Raw genomic sequence first — 17,413 nt, forward strand, 5'->3', positions numbered from 1 at the left:
GGCGCTACCCTCCGCCGGGTGGAGCCGACCGTCGCCGAGCAGGAGTACCTCGAGTCGCTCTTCTGGCTGTTGGAGGCGGGCCTGGCGATGACCGGCGCGAACCTCGCGCGGGCGATGCAGCTGTCGGCCCCGACGGTTTCGGAGATGCTCGGTCGGCTCGAGCGGGACGGCCTGATCGCCCGTGACAGCAGCCGGACGATCTCCTTCACGGAGGAGGGGCGCGCCGACGCCGAGCGACTCGTGAGCCGCCACCGGATGGTCGAGCGGTTCCTCACCGACGTCGTCGGAGTGCCCTGGGATGACGTGCATGAGGAGGCCGAGAAGCTCGAGCACGCGATGACACCGCGCTTTGAGGCGTTCATGCGCGCGGCGATCGGGGACGCGACGACCTGCCCGCACGGCCACCCGATCCACGTTGGGCACCGGATTGACGGCGTCCCGCTCGCCGACTGCGCGCCCGGCGCCTCGATCCAGATCCTGCGCTTTGAGAATGAGGCCGAGGATCTCCTCCACTATCTCAAGTCCGTCGGGGTCGAGCCCGGCCTGACCGGCCAGGTGCTCGGCAGCGACCCGGAGGTCGTCAGCCTCACCCTGGCCGGCCGCGAGACGGAGCTGACCACGAGCGTTGCTGAGACGGTGTCGGTGCTCGCGAACCCAAGCCCGCCGCCGAGGATCGCCCTGCCCGAGCAGCTCGTGCTCGGACGCGAGCGCTACGGCCGCTGAGCGGCGCCCGCCTCAAGCAGGCGGGTCCCCCCGAGCCAGCGCACGATCTGCTCGGCGATCACCGGGTGCCCGAGCAGGTCGAAGTGGGTGGCGTCCCCGAGGTGGCTGTAGTGGTCCGCGGCGAAGGCGACCGGCTCACCCCGCGCGGTGTCCCACGCCGAATGGCGGTGCACGAGGAGGTCCCCGAGCCACGGCTCGAGGCCCCGGCCGAGCCCGGCGGAGAAGAAGTAGTGGTCGACGTCCTGGGCGCAACGCTCCGCGGCACCGTGGCGGAGGTCCTGGATGCCGGCCGAGCGCAGCCCGAGCGCGTCGGCGAGCGCGCGGGTCTCGGGGACCCACGCCATCACGCGGGCGGCGGCGTCGGCGGCGACCTCGAGCCGAGCGCCGCGATGGGGGGTGCCGAGGCTGATCAGGTGGCGGACCGGCAGGGCGCTGTCACGGGCACTCAGCGCCGACAGGGCCTCACGGGCGACGAGCCCGCCCATCGAGTGGCCGATCAGGACGATCTCCTCGATCGTCATCGGGGCGTCGGCGACGAGCTCCTCGAGCAGGTCGGCCAGTTCGGCGCCGTTGTTGGCGATCGGCTGGCCGCTGTTGTAGCGGACGTACACCGGGGTGTAGCCGAGGGGGACGCGGAGGCGCTCCCCGTACAGCGGCCCGCGGCCCCGCCAGAGAAACCAGGCGTCGTCGGTCTCACAGAGGCCGTGGATGAACACAGCGAGCCGGGGGCTGGGCGGCGCGGCAGCGTCGACGCGGGCGACCATCCTCAACGCGAGCGGGCTGCCCTCGCGGGCGAGCCGATCTCCGAACATGCCGTTGAGGACACCGAGCAGGACCCGGGCGCGCAGCCCGGCCTGCTGCCCGGCGGCGATCAACGCCGTCAGCTCGGCGCCGACCCGGGCGACGGTCTCTCCGACTGCGCCGGTGAGACCGTAGGCGAGACCGCTGATGCTGTCGTGGAGCACCCGCACCGGCAGCGTTGCGAGGGCGACCGGGTCACCGGCCGCCGACAGCGCCCAGAAGACCCGGCCGGCGATCACCCGGTGGGTGTCGCGCAGGGCGCTCACGGCACCGCTGAAGCCCTGTCCGAGCAGAGCCCCGGTGCCGCTGATGAGACTGTCGAGGGGCGGCCCCGCGGAACCGGACCCCGTGGCCCTGGACCCCGGACCGCCGGTCCGCGTCAGCGCGCGCGAACCATCAGGCGGCGGCATCGGCCCGGGCGGTCACCGCGGCGTAGGCGTCGGCGAGGCGGCGCACCCCCTCGTCGATCTCCGCGACGCTCACGCCCGAGTAGGCGATCCGCAGCGCGGAGGCACCCCCCTCGATGAGGAAGTCGCTGCCCTTGACGAACTGCAGTCCGCGCTCGAGTGCGGCGGCATGCAGGGCGTCGCCGTCGGTGTCCTCGGGCAGCTGCACCCACATGAAGTAGCCGCCGTCGGGGATCTGGAAGCGGGCGTCCGGGAGCTCACGGGCGAGGGCGGCCCCGAGCGCGGCCGCCCGCTGGGCGAGCGCGGACTTGACGGTCGCGATCGCCGCGCTGAAGGCGTCCGAGCGGACGAACTGATTGACGATCCCCTGGGCGAGCATGCTCGGTGAGATGTACGTGTTCGTCGCGAGCCGAGTGATCTGGGCGATCAGCTCGGGCTGCCCGACGAGGTAGCCGACACGGACGCCGGGGCAGACGATCTTGGAGAAGGAGGAGGCGTAGACGACCCGGGCGGGGTCGAGGGAGAGCATCGTCGGGAGGCTCTCCCCCGAGAAGCGGACCTCCCGGTAGGGGTCGTCCTCGAAGATCGTGAAGCCGTACTCGGCGGCGAGGCCGAGCAGGGCGCGGCGCTTCTGCAGCGACAGGGTGTAGCCGGCGGGATTCTGGAAGTTGGGGATGATGTGGGCGAGCGTCGGGGCCGCCCCGGCGCTGAGCGCCCGTTCCAGCGCGCCGACGTCGATCCCGTCGGCCTCGAGCGGGATCGCCAGCACCGCCGCGCCGCGCTCGCGCAGCGCGAGCAGGGTGCGGTCATAGGTGGGGGCCTCCACGACGACGGTGTCTCCGGCCTGGACAAGCGTGTCGAACAGGAATGCGTCGGCCTGCATCGACCCGTTGGTGACGATCACATGGTCGGGGCTGACGTCGTGCTGGTGGGCGATCCACTCCCGCAACGGGCCGTACCCGACCGCCGTGCCATAGCCGGTGAGACCGGCCGGGTCAGCGGCGAAGGCGGCCTGGGCGGCGACGGCGAGGCCGCTGACGTCGACGATGTCAAGCGACGGCGCCCCTCGGGCAAAGGAGATGGTGGCGGCGGACATGGTGTCCTGAGACTAGTAGACCCGGCCGTTAGTTCTGGTTGTTAGGCCGCGAGTGCGAGATCGGGTGCGTGCTGGCTGATCTTGGCCAGCACGCGGTCGAGGTCGCTGCGGGTGAAGGTCCAGTCAAACGGGCGTGCGATCTGGCGGTAGTGCTCCTCGAAGGTGGTGATGCGGGCCTGGAGGGCGCTGAGGTCGGTGAAGTCGTTGGGGGTCAGTGCTTTGCGTTGGAGGATCGAGAAGTAGATCTCGATCTGGTTCAGCCACGAGGCGTGGATCGGGAGATGGATCAGCCGCAGGTTCGGCCACTGGCTTTGGAGGCGGTCGATGCTGGCTTGTCCGTTGTGGCTGGAGCCGTTGTCCACGATCCAGAACACGCGAGGTGCGGAGGTGTAGGGCTCTTGACTCATCACCTGTTCCACGAGACGGCCGAACGGTTCGATCCCGGTCTTCTCTTCACAGCGTCCGTAGATCCGGGCGTGGTGGACGTCCCAGGCGGCGAGATAAGCCAGGGTGCCGCCACGTCGGTAATCGAACTCGCGTCGCAACGCACGCCCCGGTCCCGGCGCGAGGCTTGGGTGCCGGCGATGGAGCGCTTGGAGCTGGGACTTCTCATCGGCGCTGATCACCAGCTCATCCGGGCACAAGCGTTTGCCGTCAAAGACGCGGGCGTAGAGATCGAGAACGCGGTGAGCTTTCTCGGCGAAGTTCTTGTCGCGAACAAACAGCCAGGATCGGGTCTGCCACGGTTTGATGGCGTCCTCAGACAGCCACCGCCAGATCGTGGTCGCCGACGCGTCCGTCACGCCGCGCTCGATGACGAGACGGTGCAGCTCAGCGCGGGAGAAGCGCCCCAGCGGCAGACCGTGCTCGATCGGCAGCTGACAGGCGATCGCCTTGACCTCGGCGACCTGCTCCGGGGGGAAAACGCCGCGGCCGACCCGGCCGCGGTTGATCAACCAGACCCTCAAGGCGATGTTCGGCAAATCTTCGCCGCCACCGGCCGACCAGCCCGGCTGTGGTGTCCAGCCGCGCAGCGATCTCGGTGTCCGCCAGTCCGTTAGCGGCGTGCAACACGATCCGTGCTCGCTGCACATCCTGAAACGGAAGCTTCTCCGCCCGTGCGACACGCTCAAGCTCGCGACGCTCTACGTCGCTGAGTTCGATCTGGTGACGGGGCCGCCGGGCCATCACCTCAGAATTCAACCCGCGCGGCCGGACTCCTTCACATAATTCCGCCCAATACTTCCGGCCACGTCTACTAGCTTCTCGATCTCAGGATGCGACTGGCTGCCCGGTCCTTCCGGGTGGCCACGCTCACCTGGCCCGCCCGCCAGGACCTCTCGGGCGGGCCGCAGCGGCCTCAGGCGGCCGCGCCAAGCAGCTCGATCGCCAGCTCGGCCACCTCGGTCGGGGTCTTACCGACCTTGACGCCCTTGGCCTCCAGCGCGGCGGCCTTGGCCTCAGCCCCGCCGGAGGAGCCCGAGACGATCGCCCCGGCGTGGCCCATCGTCTTGCCCGGAGGGGCGGAGAACCCGGCGATGTAGGCGACGACCGGCTTGGTCACGTGCGCGGCGATGTACTCGGCGGCCTTCTCCTCGGCGTCCCCACCGATCTCCCCGGAGAGGACGATCAACTCGGTCTCGGGGTCGTCCTGGAACATCGCAACGACGTCAACGAAGTCGGTGCCGGGGACCGGGTCCCCGCCGATGCCGACGATCGTCGAGTTGCCAAAGCCGCTCTGGGCGAGCACGTTGCCGATCTGGTAGGTGAGGGTCCCCGAGCGGGACACGACCCCGACGTTGCCCGGCTTGAAGAACTGGGCGGGGATGATCCCGACGTTCGCCTTGCCGGGCGAGAGGATGCCCGGACAGTTGGGCCCGATCAGGCGTGAGCGGCCGTTCTTCTTGATCACGCTGTAGGCGCGCAGCTCGTCGTGGGCGGGGATGCCCTCGGTGATCGCGATGATCAGCTCGATCCCGGCCGCCTCGGCCTCGAGGATCGAGTCGGCGGCAAACGGCGGCGGCACGAAGATCATCGCCGTGTTGGCGCCCTGCTGGGTGACCGACTCCTCGAAGGTGTTGAAAACGGGGATGCCGTCGACGTTCTGGCCGCCCTTGCCGGGGGTGACGCCGGCGACGACCTTCGTTCCGTAGTCGCGGTTGCGCAGCGTGTGGAACGTGCCCTCCGAACCGGTGATCCCGGCGGTGACCAGGCGGGTGTTCTCATCAATCAGGATGCTCATGGTTGGCTCCTTGACCTAGGCTCGCGCGGGGCCGGCCAGCTCGACGACCTTGGCGGCCGCGCCGTCCATGGTCGCCTCGGTGTACACGTTGGGAAGGTCCGCTTCGGCGAGCAGTTTGCGTCCCTCGACGTCGTTGGTGCCGTCGAGGCGGACGACGAACGGGACGGTCGGCTTGATCTGGGCGAAGGCGGCGATGAGGCCGCGGGCGACCTCGTCACAGCGGGTGATCCCGCCGAAGATGTTGAACAGGACGGCGGTGACCCTCGGGTTGGCGAGGATCACCTCCACGGCGGAGGTGATCGCCTCGGCCTTGGAGCCGCCGCCGGCGTCGAGGAAGTTGGCCGCTTCGCCGCCTGCGAGCTTGACCACGTCGAGGGTCGACATCACGAGCCCGGCACCGTTGCCGAGGATCCCGATGTTGCCGTCGAGCTTGACGTAGGTGAGCCCGCGTTCCTTGGCCATCCGCTCCTGCGGGTCCTCGGCGGACAGGTCGCGCAGCTCCGCATTCTCCTTGTGCCGGAAGAAGCTGTTGTTGTCGAGGGTCACCTTCGCGTCGAGGGCGCGGACCCCACGCTCGGGGGTGATGATCAGCGGGTTGACCTCCACGAGCGTCGCCTCCTCGGCGACAAAGACGTGGTAGAGCTGCTTGAGGATCGCTCCGATCGGCCGGACGACGTCGGCGTCGACGCCGGCCTTGAAGGCGAGCTCGCGGCCGTGGAAGTCCTGGAAGCCGACGAGCGGGTCGACGTGGAGGTGGGCGATCGCGTCGGGGTCCTCCTCGGCGACCGCCTCGATGTCCATCCCGCCCTTGGTCGAGAGCATCACCAGCGGCGCCTTGGCGGAGCGGTCGAAGACGACCGAGGCGTAGTACTCGGCGGCGATGTCGGAGGCGCCCTCGATCCACAGCTCGTAGACGGTGAGTCCGCGGATGTCCATGCCGAGGATGGCCTCGGCGTGAGCGCGCGCCTCAGCGGCGTTGGTGGCGATCTTGATGCCGCCGAGCTTGCCGCGCCCGCCGATCTGCACCTGGGCCTTGACCGCGACCGGATAGCCGATCTCCTCGGCGGCGGCGACGGCCTCCTCCACGGTCCGGGCCGGTTTGCCCGATGGCACCGGGACGCCGTGGCGGGCGAACAATTGTTTGCCTTGATACTCAAGCAAGTCCATGGCAAGCGACTCTATTGGAAAGCGGTGCAAATCCGCGTTCTGACTCCCAGCAGGGCAAGGTGCCCGTCATAATGTCGCGCTCATGGCCATTCCCAAGCAGATCACCTTCGTCACCTTCGACGTCTACGGCACGCTGATCGACTGGGAGACCGGAGCAGCCGACGCCTTCGTCAAGGAGGCCACCCGGGACGGGTTCACGATCGACCGCGAGGATCTCATCCCGCGCTTTCATGAGGTCCAGCAGCAGATCCAGGCGGGCTCCTACGAGCTCTACGCCGAGGTCCTGCGCCGGACCGCCGTCCAGATCGCCAAGGACCTCGGCTGGCCACTGGAACCGTCACGATCGGGCTTCCTGCCCGACTCGGTTCAGCGCTGGCCGGCGTTCAAGGAGACCAATCCGACGCTGATCAAGATCGCCAAGAAGCATTCGATCGGCCTCATCTCCAACATCGACGACAAGCTGCTCGGTCTCACCCGCCGTCACCTCGCCACCACCACCGGGCAACCGCTCGACTTCGACCTCGTGGTCACCGCCCAGCAGGTGCGCTCCTACAAGCCCGACGCCGCCCACTTCACCGAGTGCGAGCGGCGGATCGGCACCAAGAAGGGCTGGGTCCACGTCGCCGCCAGCTACTACCACGACGTCGAGCCGTGCCTGAAGAAGAAGATCCCGGTGATCTGGGTCAACCGCCACGGCACCGAGCTCGAGTCGGGCCAGAAGAAGCCCGACGCCGAGGTGCGGACCCTGAAGGAAGCGGCGAAGCTGATCCTCGAGGCCGGCGCCGAGTAGGGGTCCGGGCCGGCTCGTCTCGCCGGCCCGAGGGACCGGCCGGGTGGGCTGAGATCTCGCTGCACAGTGCGAGATCTCAGCCCGGCGGCGCTCGGAGGCGCGCTCGGCGGCGGCTCAGGCGGCGCTGATCACCGCAAGCGTGTCGCCGCTGGCGACGGAGACGCCGGGACTGATCGGCAGCTCGGCGATGACCCCCGCCTTGTGTGCGGTGATCTCGTTCTCCATCTTCATCGCCTCGATCACGCAGATGAGGTCGCCCTCGGCGACGGTCGCCCCGGCCTCCACGTTGACCTTGAAGATCGTTCCCTGCAGCGGGCTGGCGAGCGTGTCCGAGCCCGCCGCGGAGCCCCCCCCGCCGGAGCGGGCCGCGCGGCGCGGCGCGGCGGAGCCCGTGCGGGCGCTGCCGTTGGTCGCGGACGCGGCGGCGGGGACCGCCCCGTAGGCCGGGCCGATCACGCGGACGTCAAAGCGCTTGCCCGACACCTCGACGGTGTATGCCTGCTCGGCGGTGTCCTCGTCCTGCGCCGGGGCCGCGCCGGTGCTCTGGGCGGCCGGGCCGGTCGACTTGAGCCACTCGCGGTCCTCGATCAGGTCATGACAGGTTTCGGCGTCGGCCCACTGCTGCGTCGCGAGGATCGTCTTGTGGAACGGGATCAGCGTCTTGAGCTCACCGATCTCGTACTCCGACAGCGCGCGGATCATCCGCCGGGTCGCCTGCTCCCGGTCGACGTCCCAGACGATCAGCTTGGCGACCATCGGGTCATACATCGGGGAGACCTCGGCGTTGGGGCCGACGCCGGAGTCGACTCGAACGCCCGGCCCGGCGGGCTCGCGGTAGCTGGAGATCCGGCCGGGGGCCGGAGCGAAGTTCTTGGACGCGTCCTCGGCGTTGATCCGGCACTCGATCGCGTGCCCGCGGAGGATGACGTCATCCTGGGTGTAGGCGAGCGGCTCCCCGGCGGCGACCCGGATCCCCTGCTTGACGATGTCGATGCCGGTGACGAGCTCGGTGACGCAGTGCTCGACCTGCACGCGGGTGTTCATCTCGAGGAAGTAGTACTCGCCATCCTGGAGCAGACCCTCGATCGTCCCGGCCCCCGAGTAGTTGACCGCCGCGGCGGCGTCGGTGGCGATCTTGCCGATCTTCGCCCGCAGCTCCGCGTTCACGGCGGGGGCGGGGGCCTCCTCGATCAGCTTCTGGTGGCGCCGCTGGAGGGAGCAGTCGCGCTCCCCGAGGTGGATGACGTTGCCGTGATTGTCGGCAAGCACCTGCACCTCCACGTGGCGCGGGTTGGGCAGGTAGCGTTCGAGGTAGACGGTCGGGTCCCCGAAGAACTTCTCCCCCTCTCGGCTGGCCCCCTCGAACGCCTCCTGGAGCTTGTCCTCAGACAGCGCGACGCGGAAGCCCTTGCCGCCGCCACCGCCGGCCGCCTTGACCGCGACCGGGTAGCCGATCGTCGCGTCGATGAGCTTCTTGGCGTCCGCGACCGACTCCACCGGCTCGGTCGTCCCGGGCACGATCGGCACGCCCGCCTTCTGCATCAGGTCACGCGCGGCGGTCTTGGAGCCCATCGCGTCGATCGCCGAGGCGGGCGGGCCGATGAAGACGATCCCGGCCTCCTCGAGCGCCTTGGCGAAGGCGGCGTTCTCAGACAGGAACCCGTACCCGGGGTGGACGGCCTCCGCCCCGGACTGTCTGACCGCCTCGAGGATCTTGTCGATCACCAGGTAGCTCTCGTTCGCCGGACCGGGTCCGAGCAGGTAGGCCTCGTCGGCCCGCTTGACGTGGATGGCGTCGCGGTCGAGTTCGGAGTAGACGGCGACGGTGGCGATACCCATCTCTTCGCAGGCACGGATCACGCGGACCGCGATCTCGCCCCGGTTGGCGATCAAAATCTTCTTAAACACGGGCGCGGACTTTAGAGCTTTGCCGCGCAACTAGACTTCTGCGGGCATGAGCGCTGTCCCGGAACTCTCACCGGCGCGCACGGGCGTGGCCGGGGAGGGGTTCGGCGCGACCACCGACCGTCTCCGCTTCCCGCTCGCCGTCTACCTCGCTTCCCGCGTCCTCTACCTCGCCGTCGCGGTCGCGGACATGTTCATCCGCGGCGGCCGGCTACCGCTCGAGCTGCGCAACTGGGACGGGAAGTGGTATGTCCTGCTCGCGCAGCACGGCTACCCCCACCACCTCCCGACCGTCTACGGCGCGCGCGGCTGGTCGCCGCTCGGGTTCGAGCCGCTCTACTCGATCCTGATGTGGGCCGGCGGCGCCGTGCTCCCGCGCGGCGTCGAGGCTTCCGGACTGCTCATCTCCCTGCTCGGCGGGGCGATCGCGACGGTTGAGATCTCGGTGCTCGCCCGGCGCTGGTGGGGGGAGGCGGCGAGCCGGCGCGGGGTCGTCTTCTTCTGCTTCTTCCCGGGGACGATCGTCTTCTCGATGGTCTACACAGAGGGGCTCACGCTCGCCCTCGTCGCGGGGGCGTTGCTCTGTCTCGAGGACCGCCGCTGGATCCTCGCCGGCCTGCTCGCCGGCGCCGCGACGGCGGTCGAACCGGTCGCCTTCGCGATCATCCCGGCCTGCGCCGCGGCGAGCCTCGCGGAGATCTGGCGCCAGGGCCGCCTCAACCGGGCCGCCCTGCGCTCGCTGTGGGCGCCACTTCTGTCCCCGTGGGGGGCGATCGCAACCGGCGCATTCCTGTGGTCCTGGACGGGGACCCCGTTGGCTACCTTCGACACCCAGCGGATCGCGTGGGGCGAGCACTCGAGCCCGCTCGCCCTCTACACCCAGACGCGCAAGTTCGTCGACGAGTTCGTCCACTGGCAGGGCATCCGCCACATCGATCTCAACCTGCCGACCGGGGTGATCGGCGCGTTTTTCCTCGCCTGGGCGCTGGGGCAGCTCTGGCGTCTGCGCCGGGGCCTGCCCGACCCCGCCGGGTCGGTGGGCGCGTCCACCGAGTTGACCGGCGGGGCGCCGACGAGCGCCCCGCCGTTGACCGAGAACGGTGTGCGGCTCGGCGCCGGGGTCTCCCTCAGCGCGCTCGTGTGGACGGCGTTCGTCGCCCTGTTGACGGTCACCTCAGACCAGACCCCGCCAAACCCGCGGATGCTCATCTGCGCCTTCCCGGTGCTGTTGGCCGTCGCCGCACCCCGGACGGGAGCGCGTCAGCGCCGTCTGTTGACCGTCTCGATCCTGCTGTTGATCGGGATGAGCATCGGCACCTTCGTCGGCGGTGGCCTGCGCCCCTGAGGCGGAGGCCGCCGACCGTGCCCGCTCAGGCCGAGCCGGCCCGCCGCGCCGCGGCGGGCCGCGCGTACAGAGTGATGTGGATGACGGCGGCGTACCCCTCCGCACTCGCCCGGTGGGCGAGGTAGGCGCGGCTCAGGACCGCCTCGAGCAGGCGGTAGCCGGCCGCGTTGTGAACCGAGGTCGGGGTGCCGTGGGCGCTGCCCTGATGGCTGGCGATCAGCCACAGGCGCCGGCATCCGGTGAGCCAGTCCCCCAGCCGACGGGGGCTCGGAACGACGTACTCCTCGACGTGGGGCGTGCGGGCGCTCCAGGCCGCGACCGGGAGGACGGCCCGCGGCGCCCGCGCGGACCCGCCCGGGGTGTGCTGCACGTAGTAGGCGAACGGCATCCGGCCGTCCTCGGGGTAGAAGGCGACGCAGTCCCCGGGCTGACGTGCGGCGAGGACACGGGCGGCCACCTGCTTCCACGGTTCGGGCGTCTCGGCATAGCTGGGGAGCAGCACGGCGACCCGGAGCCCGAGCAGGATCACGAGGAGAGTCGCCGCGACCCCCCGGGTATGCGGGAGCCGGGTGCCCGGGGGATGGCCCGTCCGGGCCGGCGCGGTCGCGGCCCGAAGGTTCTGTCCGGCCCCGGTGAGCAGCCACCCCAGCAGAAGGGAGACGGCGGGGATGACGAGGATCGAGATGCGCGCGAGCTCGAAGGGCTCGCCGGCCGCCGAGCCGGCGACGGTCAGGAGCGCGGTGAGCAGCCACCATGCCGTCGGGACGATCACGAGCGCGCCGGCGGCGGGGGAGTGATCGCTGCGGGGCCGGCGGACCGCCAGCCGCGGCCACGCGTCGGCGAGGGCGAGCGCGGTCGCCACGAGGACGAGGACGCCCGCCCACACGGTTGCGATCACCGTCACGACGGTCACGTGGAAATTCGGCGGCAGCCCGGCGGAGAGGACGGTGACGAGCGTCTGGCCGAGCGCGGACAGGCTGAGCGGACCGACCCAGAAGAGCTGGCTGGAACCGCGCTGGAGCGCGAGCAGCACGAGCGGAAGGCAGGCGAGGGCGACGAGGAGCAGGACAGCGATCAGCTCCCGCAGGCCGCGCCGCAGGACCCAGGCGCAGAGCAGCTCGGCCGGGATCAGTAGGACCGCGTCAAAGCCGATGTAGAGGGAGAGCAGCGTCGCCAGCCCGTAACCGAGCAGGGCGCCCCGGGGGACGGGCGTTCCCGGGTCTGAGTCGACGACTCCGACGAGGGCGAGGAACGCGGCCGCGGCGGCGGTCACCATCAGCGCGTACCCGCGGGCGTCCTGGCCCCAGAAGACGAGGCTGACGCTGAGGGCACACAGGACACCTGAGACGAGGGCGGCGCAGCGGCCGCCGAACAGCCGCAGGGCAAGGGCGGCGACGAGCCCGGCGCTGAGCGCGTCGGCGAGCACCGACAGGCCACGCAGCGGCACCGTACCGTCCCCGAACAGACCGACGATCACGTGCAGGGCGAGGTAGTAGACGAGCATGTTGCCGCCGTCGTGGGCGATGCCCCGCCACAGGGCCGCCCCGTGCTGGGAGACGATCGAGACCGTCGCTCCCTCGTCGAGCCACAGGCTGCGGCCGGCGAGCGCGGGGAGGCAGACGAGGGCGCCAAGGAGCGCCGGGGCGATCACCACGCCCCAGTCTCCCGTCCGCATCCGGCGCTGCCCGGTGGCGCTCATCGGGCCCATTTAAGCCGGACGGTGACCGGAGCGGGCGACCGGGGTGACCGGCGCCGGTTCGTCAGCGTCCGCTGCGGATCATCCCGGCACCGACCGTGTCGTTGCTCGCCTCGTCGATGAGGATGAACGAGCCGGTGCTGCGGTTGGTCGCATACGCGTCGATCATCAGCGGCGCGGAGGTGCGCAGACGGACACGGCCGATCTCGTTGAGGGCGAGCTCACCGGCCCCGTGGTCGTGCGCGAGGGTGTTGACGTCGACGCGGTACTCGAGGGCGTCGATCACCGCACGGGCGGTCCGGGTCGTGTGCTTGATGAGGTACCGACCCCCCGCTCGCAGCGGCTCCTCCGCCATCCAGCACACGGTCGCCTCGAGCTCACGGACGACGGCGGGACGATCGTCGGGGTCTGCGAGCATGTCGCCGCGGGAGATGTCGAGCTCATCCTCGAGCCGGACGGTCACCGACTGGGTCGGGAAGGCGACCTGAAGCGGCCCGTCGAAGGTGTCGATCGCGCGCACCCGGGTACGCCGTCCCGACGGCAGGACGATGACCTCCTGCCCGGGCTCGAGCACCCCGCCGGCGACCTGTCCGGCGTAGCCGCGGTAGTCGTGGAACGCATCATGGTTGGGGCGGACCACCCACTGGACGGGAAAGCGGAGCTCCTCGAGGTTGCGGTCGGCGGCGATCACCACGTGCTCGAGGTGCGACAGCAGTGGCGGCCCGTCATACCAGGGCATCGCCGCCGAGCGCTCGACGACGTTGTCCCCGCTCAGGGCGGAGATCGGGATGAAGGTGAGATCGGCGGTCCCCACCCGGGCCGCCCAGTCGGTGAGCTCGTCCACGATCGCGGTGAAGGCCGCTTCGGAGTAGTCGACGAGGTCCATCTTGTTGACCGCGACGACGAGGTGGGGGATCCGCAGCAGGCTCGAGATGTAGGCGTGACGGCGGGTCTGGACCGACACGCCGCGGCGCGCATCGACGAGGACGATCGATAGGTCGGCCGTGGAGGCGCCGGTGACCATGTTCCGGGTGTACTGCTCGTGTCCGGGGGTGTCGGCGATGATGAACTTGCGCCCGCGACCGTCGGGGTCGGCGCGGGTGATCCCGGCCGCCGCCCCGGTCTGGAAGTAGCGGTAGGCGACGTCGATGGTGATGCCCTGTTCACGCTCGGCACGGAGCCCGTCGGTGAGCAGCGCAAGGTTGAGGTAGCCGTCCCCGCGTCGAGCGGAGGTGAGGGTGACGTGCTCGAGCTGGTCTTCGAGGATCGATTTGGTGTCGTGCAGGAGTCGTCCGATCAGGGTCGACTTGCCGTCATCGACGGAGCCGGCGGTGGCGATCCGCAGCAGCTCCGAGCGGCCGGTGAGCGTGCGCATGTCTAGAAGTACCCCTCACGTTTGCGGTCTTCCATCGCCGCCTCCGACGCGCGGTCATCGGCCCGGGTCTCACCGCGCTCGGTGACCCGGGTCGCGGCGATCTCGGCGACGACGTCGGTGACGGTCGCGGCGTGCGATCGGACCGCGCCCGTGCAGGTCATGTCCCCGACGGTGCGGTACCGGACCGAGGTCCGGTACGCGACCTCGCCGTCGAGCAGAGCGACATCCGGATGCATCGCATAGACCATGCCGTCACGCTCGAACACCTCGCGCTCGTGGGCGAAGTAGATCTCCGGGAGGGCGAGGCGCTCCTGGGCGATGTACTGCCAGACGTCGAGCTCGGTCCAGTTGGAGATCGGGAACACGCGGACGTGCTCGCCGCGCCGGATCCGGCCGTTGTAGAGCGCCCACAGCTCGGGCCGCTGGGATTTGGGGTCCCACTGGCCGAAGTCATCGCGAAAGCTGAACACGCGCTCCTTCGCGCGGGCGCGCTCCTCGTCCCGGCGGGCGCCGCCGAAGGCGGCGTCAAAGCCATGTTCGGCGATCGCGTCGAGCAGGGTCGTCGTCTGGAGCCGGTTGCGGGAGGCGCGCGGCCCGGTCTCCTCCTGCACCCGGCCGCGGTCGATCGACTCCTGGACGCTGGCGACGATCAGCCGTTCCCCGAGCTGCTGCACGAGCCGGTCCCGGAAGGCGATCACCTCCGGGAAGTTGTGCCCGGTGTCGATGTGCATCACCGGGAACGGGAACCGCCCGGGCCGGAACGCCTTCTCGGCGAGGCGCATGAGGACGATCGAGTCCTTGCCGCCGGAGAAGAGCAGGACCGGCGACTCGAACTCGGCGGCGACCTCACGCATGATGAAGATCGCCTCCGCCTCCAGGGCCTGCAGATGGGTGAGCTCGTATTTCACGGTGGTCGTCTCCGCGATCGCTCGGCGGTCGGGACGCCGACCGGCCGGACTCAGAGGTGCAATCCGCATTCGGTCTTCTCCTCTCCGCTCCAGCGCCCCTCCCGCCCGCTTCCAGGCAGGGTGCAGGGCGCGCAGCCGATCGATTCGTAGCCATGATCGTGCAAAGGGTGGTAGGGAAGCTCGTGGGCGGCGATGTAGGCCCACACGTCCCGGTCCGTCCAGTCCGCGAGCGGGTTGACCTTCCACAGGCCCCGAGCGGTATCCCGCTCGAGCTTGCGCGCCCCCGCGCGGGTCGGCCCCTGCTCGCGGCGGATGCCGGTCACCCACGCCTCCGCCCCGGACAGGGCGGTCGCGAGGGCGGCGACCTTCGCCCCCCCGCAGCAGCGCTCCCGCGTCCATCCCGCGCCGGTCGGATCCCGCGCGTCGACGGTGTCGATCACGAGCGTTGGGAAGCGTGCCCGGAACTGCGCCCCGGTCGCCTCCGTCTCGGGGAACAGGACCCCCGTATCGATCGTGAACAGACGGGCCCCGGGGGCGATCTCGGCGAGCATGTGGGCGAGCACCGACTCCTCCTTCTGGAACGAGCAGGCGGTCCGCAGCCCCGCGCCGAAGCGGTCGACAGCGTAGGCGAGAACGTCCTGGGCGGAGGCGGCTTCGAGGTCGGGCACGTCGATCATGGTCGCAAAGGCAAGTTAGCGGAGTGTTCAAGTTGAGAATGGGTCCGGCGCGATGCCTGCCGTGTCAGACGGCGCATTCGCCCTCCCCGCGCTGAACCCGGAACGGGCTCTCCCGGTTCCAGTCGATGAACAGCGACAACTGCTCGAGGGAGAAGGCGACCGGAAGGGCGAGGTCGGCCACCTCGGCCTCAAGGGCACCCGTTCCCACCCGTTCGACGAACCGCGCAAACGGCTCCTCCGGCTCGCGGGTGCGCTCATACAGCGCGACCCAGCGGGCGACCGCCTCGGGGACGCGCTTGGCCGGAAGCCGCGACTTCAGCCGGCTGCCGAGGCGCACCTCCCCGTCCCCGAAGCTCCCGCCAACGTGCGGGATGTAGGCGGGGATCGTATGCTCGCCGACCTTGATCGACGCCCCGGAGAAACCGATGTCGGCGATGTGGTGCTGACCGCAGCCGTTCGGGCAGCCGCTGTTCTTGACGTGGATCGCCCGGGTGAGCGGATCGGTGATGTTGAGAGCGACGAGCCGGTCCTGGATCGCCTGGTTGAGGCCCATCGAGCTCGTGATCCCGAGCTTGCAGGAGTCCGTTCCCGGGCAGGAGACCGTGTCGGTGATCTCGTTCGCCCCCGCGTCTCCGAGCTCGAGGGCGCACAGTGCCCGCCACACCTCATAGACGGCCTCATCCCGGACCCAGCGCAGGACGAGGTTCTGGGCGATCGTCGTCCGGGCAAAGCCGCCGCAGTGCTCGCGCATGATCGCCGCGAGGCCGCGCAACTGGCCAGGCGTGAGGTCGCCGCGCCGGACCTTGACCTCGACGGTGTTGAACCCGGCCTGACGCTGTGCGGTGACGTTGGAGGCGCCGAACCGGGCAAAGGTGGCGGCGTCCCCGTTCGGGCTGAGGTATCCGGCGGTCCGGCACGGGGGCAGGGAGCCCGCCTCATCGATGTCGTAGCGGAGCGCGTCGATGCAGAAGTCGCGCTCAGCGCGCCACGCGCCGGCGAGTTCCTCGGTGAGGAGGTCCCGGAAGGCCTCCACCCCGATCCGGTCGATCAGCACCTTGATCCGCGCACGGGCCCGGTTGACGCGGAGGAAATCCTGGCGGTCGAAGATGCGGAAGACCGCCTCCGCGTAGGCGAGGTACTCGCCGTCGTCGGCGCTGACGAAGTCGGCGATCACCGGCGCGAGCCGGGGCATGATCGCCGTGCCGCCGCCGACCCGCAGGGTGAACCCGCGGACCCCGTCACGCAGGCAGGGGGTGAAGGCGATGTCGTGGATCTGGGTGATCGCGTTGTCGGCGGCGCTTGCGCTGAAGGCGGTCTTGATCTTGCGCGGCATCGCCTGGGTGAGCGGGTGGCGCACGAAGTAGCGCACATACGCGCCGGCATACGGAGTCGGGTCAAAGGGCTCGTCGGGGAGCGTGCCCGCCCGCGGGTCCCCGGTGACGTTGCGGACGGTGTTGCCGCACCCCTCCCGGCTCGACAGGCCGGCGTCGGCGAGCTCGCGGATCAGCTTCGCCGCGTCCCCGAGCGGGACGTGGTGCATCTGAACGTTCTGGCGTGTCGTGATGTGCCCCTTGGCGAGGGGGACGTAGCGCTCGATCCCCGCCGCGAAGGCGTCGAGCTGGTCGGGGGTGACCCCGCCGAGGGGGAGCTTGACCCGGACCATCTGCACGGCCGGCTGGCGCTGCCCGTAGACGCCCTGCTTGAGCCGGAACTTGATGAAGTCGGGCTCGGGGGTGAGCCCGTCGAGGAAGCGTCGCGCCTCCGTGTCGAAGTCGTCGAACTCGGCGGCGAGGATCGGGATCACGTGCCCGGGGACGTTGGAGAGGACCTCGGGATTCTCGAGCGTCCCGCTGGTGGAAGCAGTCATCGGCGGGGAATATACACAATCTTGACTAGGTTTACGGTATTTTTGTCGAAGGAGAAGGCCCTCTCCTCCTCGGCGCAGCCTCGCCCTGGTCAGCGCGAAGGCGTCCCCGATCAGCCCGGGTGGCGAGGACGCCGTGTCGCCGAGCGCGCCCTCGGCCCGAACGTCAGTGCACGGGCCTGGGCGATTTGCCCCTCCCGATCCTCAGAGCTCGCGCGCCCCCCGACGGAGGCGGAGGCTGGGTGATTCCACGCAGCGCGGGCAGCCGAGCTCGAGGGTTCGGCGGCTCCTCTGGCACCGGTGGCGACGCTTGGAGGATCACAAGGCCATCCCGTTGGCCGCGGGACACATGGCAGAGCGGCACGATCAGCCGCGCCGTATGGGCGGTGATGACGTCGTTCTGCAGGCGGCCGGGGA

Annotated in this window: 16 protein-coding genes; 4 read left to right on the top strand and 12 right to left on the bottom strand. The window is 70.2% G+C overall.

Annotated elements, in window-relative coordinates:
- Nucleotides 1–18: 18 nt before the first annotated feature.
- On the top strand, nucleotides 19–723 hold the full coding sequence (locus tag M3M55_RS01265) for a metal-dependent transcriptional regulator (protein ID WP_249011013.1): 705 nt from the start codon (nucleotides 19–21) through the stop codon (nucleotides 721–723).
- Here M3M55_RS01265 and M3M55_RS01270 read toward each other — a convergent pair.
- The 4 genes from M3M55_RS01270 to M3M55_RS17470 form a co-directional block, all read right to left on the bottom strand.
- Nucleotides 711–1,790: a triacylglycerol lipase gene (locus M3M55_RS01270; RefSeq protein WP_249011014.1), complete on the bottom strand. Its 1,080-nt coding sequence runs from the start codon at nucleotides 1,788–1,790 to the stop codon at nucleotides 711–713. The two genes, M3M55_RS01265 and M3M55_RS01270, sit on opposite strands and share 13 nt — an antisense overlap.
- 130 nt (nucleotides 1,791–1,920) lie before the next feature.
- Complete coding sequence (locus tag M3M55_RS01275; RefSeq protein WP_249011015.1) at nucleotides 1,921–3,027, bottom strand: PLP-dependent aminotransferase family protein; 1,107 nt, start codon at nucleotides 3,025–3,027, stop codon at nucleotides 1,921–1,923.
- A 41-nt stretch (nucleotides 3,028–3,068) separates the two neighbouring features.
- A complete protein-coding gene (locus M3M55_RS01280) occupies nucleotides 3,069–3,917 on the bottom strand; it encodes an IS630 family transposase (protein ID WP_371878787.1) in 849 nt (282 codons plus the stop codon).
- Nucleotides 3,859–4,080 carry a helix-turn-helix domain-containing protein gene (locus tag M3M55_RS17470; RefSeq protein ID WP_371878780.1) on the bottom strand — a complete coding sequence of 74 codons (222 nt, stop codon included), beginning with the start codon at nucleotides 4,078–4,080 and terminating at the stop codon, nucleotides 3,859–3,861. The genes M3M55_RS01280 and M3M55_RS17470 overlap by 59 nt, the downstream gene beginning before the upstream one ends.
- Between M3M55_RS17470 and M3M55_RS01285 the strand changes: the two genes are divergently transcribed.
- Nucleotides 3,976–4,257, top strand: coding sequence for a hypothetical protein (locus M3M55_RS01285; protein ID WP_249010667.1), 282 nt, complete (start codon nucleotides 3,976–3,978; stop codon nucleotides 4,255–4,257). The genes M3M55_RS17470 and M3M55_RS01285 overlap by 105 nt on opposite strands.
- A 130-nt stretch (nucleotides 4,258–4,387) precedes the next feature.
- On the opposite strand, the gene sucD is transcribed toward M3M55_RS01285, so the two are convergent.
- Nucleotides 4,388–5,269 carry a succinate--CoA ligase subunit alpha gene (gene sucD / locus M3M55_RS01290; protein ID WP_249011017.1) on the bottom strand — a complete coding sequence of 294 codons (882 nt, stop codon included), beginning with the start codon at nucleotides 5,267–5,269 and terminating at the stop codon, nucleotides 4,388–4,390.
- Nucleotides 5,270–5,284: 15 nt separating this feature from the next.
- Nucleotides 5,285–6,436 carry an ADP-forming succinate--CoA ligase subunit beta gene (gene sucC, locus M3M55_RS01295; RefSeq protein WP_249011018.1) on the bottom strand — a complete coding sequence of 384 codons (1,152 nt, stop codon included), beginning with the start codon at nucleotides 6,434–6,436 and terminating at the stop codon, nucleotides 5,285–5,287.
- 82 nt (nucleotides 6,437–6,518) lie between these two features.
- On the opposite strand from sucC, the gene M3M55_RS01300 reads away from it, so the two are divergent.
- Nucleotides 6,519–7,226 (top strand): HAD family hydrolase, encoded by a 708-nt coding sequence (locus M3M55_RS01300; RefSeq protein WP_249011019.1) that lies wholly within the window; start codon nucleotides 6,519–6,521, stop codon nucleotides 7,224–7,226.
- A gap of 114 nt (nucleotides 7,227–7,340) precedes the next feature.
- Here the strand turns inward: M3M55_RS01300 and M3M55_RS01305 are convergent, their stop codons facing one another.
- Nucleotides 7,341–9,134 carry an acetyl-CoA carboxylase biotin carboxylase subunit gene (locus M3M55_RS01305; protein ID WP_249011020.1) on the bottom strand — a complete coding sequence of 598 codons (1,794 nt, stop codon included), beginning with the start codon at nucleotides 9,132–9,134 and terminating at the stop codon, nucleotides 7,341–7,343.
- A 46-nt stretch (nucleotides 9,135–9,180) separates the two neighbouring features.
- Between M3M55_RS01305 and M3M55_RS01310 the strand changes: the two genes are divergently transcribed.
- The gene (locus M3M55_RS01310; protein ID WP_249011021.1) at nucleotides 9,181–10,476 is read left to right on the top strand and encodes a hypothetical protein; all 1,296 of its coding nucleotides are present in this window, start codon (nucleotides 9,181–9,183) and stop codon (nucleotides 10,474–10,476) included.
- Nucleotides 10,477–10,501: 25 nt separating this feature from the next.
- Here M3M55_RS01310 and M3M55_RS01315 read toward each other — a convergent pair whose 3' ends face one another.
- The 5 genes from M3M55_RS01315 to M3M55_RS01335 all read right to left on the bottom strand — a co-directional run bounded on the left by M3M55_RS01315 (nucleotide 10,502) and on the right by M3M55_RS01335 (nucleotide 16,999).
- Nucleotides 10,502–12,175, bottom strand: a complete 1,674-nt coding sequence (locus tag M3M55_RS01315) for a glycosyltransferase family 39 protein (RefSeq protein WP_249011022.1) — start codon at nucleotides 12,173–12,175, stop codon at nucleotides 10,502–10,504.
- A 61-nt stretch (nucleotides 12,176–12,236) separates the two neighbouring features.
- The gene (locus M3M55_RS01320) at nucleotides 12,237–13,547 is read right to left on the bottom strand and encodes a sulfate adenylyltransferase subunit 1 (RefSeq protein ID WP_249011023.1); all 1,311 of its coding nucleotides are present in this window, start codon (nucleotides 13,545–13,547) and stop codon (nucleotides 12,237–12,239) included.
- 2 nt (nucleotides 13,548–13,549) lie between these two features.
- Complete coding sequence (cysD, locus tag M3M55_RS01325) at nucleotides 13,550–14,401, bottom strand: sulfate adenylyltransferase subunit CysD (RefSeq protein WP_371878788.1); 852 nt, start codon at nucleotides 14,399–14,401, stop codon at nucleotides 13,550–13,552.
- 104 nt (nucleotides 14,402–14,505) lie between these two features.
- Complete coding sequence (locus M3M55_RS01330) at nucleotides 14,506–15,132, bottom strand: phosphoadenylyl-sulfate reductase (RefSeq protein ID WP_249011025.1); 627 nt, start codon at nucleotides 15,130–15,132, stop codon at nucleotides 14,506–14,508.
- A 64-nt stretch (nucleotides 15,133–15,196) separates the two neighbouring features.
- A complete protein-coding gene (locus M3M55_RS01335; protein ID WP_249011026.1) occupies nucleotides 15,197–16,999 on the bottom strand; it encodes a nitrite/sulfite reductase in 1,803 nt (600 codons plus the stop codon).
- Between the last annotated feature and the right edge of the window lie 414 nt (nucleotides 17,000–17,413).

This window comes from Conexibacter sp. DBS9H8 (assembly GCF_023330685.1).
GTDB lineage: Bacteria > Actinomycetota > Thermoleophilia > Solirubrobacterales > Solirubrobacteraceae > Palsa-465.